This window comes from Mangrovibacterium marinum (genome assembly GCF_003046625.1).
Lineage (GTDB): Bacteria > Bacteroidota > Bacteroidia > Bacteroidales > Prolixibacteraceae > Mangrovibacterium > Mangrovibacterium marinum.
On the sequence record NZ_QAAD01000057.1, the window covers coordinates 1 to 1,181 of the forward strand.

General features: G+C 43.9%; 1 protein-coding gene. It reads left to right on the forward strand.

Going from position 1 to position 1,181, the window contains the following annotated elements; genetic code table 11:
• Positions 1-560, forward strand: a 560-nt coding sequence (locus C8N47_RS18605; protein WP_245915760.1) for an REP-associated tyrosine transposase, incomplete at its 5' end; no start/stop codon positions are given.
• Positions 561-1,181: the final 621 nt, after the last annotated feature.

The following is a 1,181-nucleotide window of genomic DNA, read 5'->3' on the forward strand; positions in this document are numbered from 1 at the left end:
TGCTAAAAATGTCTGCCGATAACTATTTTATTACCGATCAAAATGCCGTTTACTTTTTAACATTCACAGTTGAAGATTGGATTGATGTGTTTACGCGAAAGGAATATAAAGTTGTCATAGCCGATTCTCTTAACTACTGCATCGAACATAAGGGCTTGGAGGTATTTGCCTGGTGTCTGATGTCGAATCATATCCACTTGGTTTGTCGGGCAAAGGGAGGTTCCGGAATTAGTGACATCATTCGTGATTTTAAGAAGTTTACGGCAAAAACCATTTTAAAAATGATCGAGAAGGAACCGGAAAGCAGAAAGGAGTGGATGTTGTACCGCTTCCGGTATGCCGGGAAATTTGATAACCGGATGAAAACCTATAAATTTTGGCAGGAAGCAAATCACGCCATTTTGTTGGATGATTCAATATTGATTGACCAACGGATTAATTATACGCATCAAAACCCGGTCAGGGCAATGATCGTTTACCGAGCAGAAGAGTATCTTTATAGTTCGGCCAGGGACTATGCCGGGGAAAAAGGATTTGTGCATGTTCACACCACCACCTGAAGTGAGTTATAAACTCAAAGACAACTAGCCCCTCGTTACCGCTAGCGCTCAAACGAGGGGCAGAGGGATTGATTGTCTTTTCTCTGCTGTTTTCTACGAAGGTTGAGTTATGGAATAAGGTTTCTTTGCGCTTTGTTGGTACGAAAAAGGATCCGATCTGTTGATATAGATCGGATCCTTTTCTCGGGAATGCCCTACTGCTGAGTTACAAACTCAAAGACAACTCACCCCTCGTTACCGCTAGCGCTCAAACGAGGGGCAGAGGGATCGTTTACCGAGCAGAAGAGTATCTTTATAGTTCGGCCAGGGACTATGCCGGGGAAAAGGGATTTGTGCATGTTCACACCTCCATCTGAAGTGAGTTACAAACTCAAAGACAACTAGCCCCTTCCCGAAAGTCATCGGGACAAGCTGTTACCGCTAGCGCTCAAACGAGGGGCAGAGGAGAATAAGGTCGATTGTCTTTTCTCTGCTGTTTTCTACGAAGGTTGAGTTATGGAATAAGGTTTCTTTGCGCTTTGTTGGTACGAAAAAGGATCCGATCTGTTGATATAGATGGATCCTTTTCTCGGGAATGCCCTACTGCTGAGTTACAAACTCAAAGACAACTCACCCCTCGTT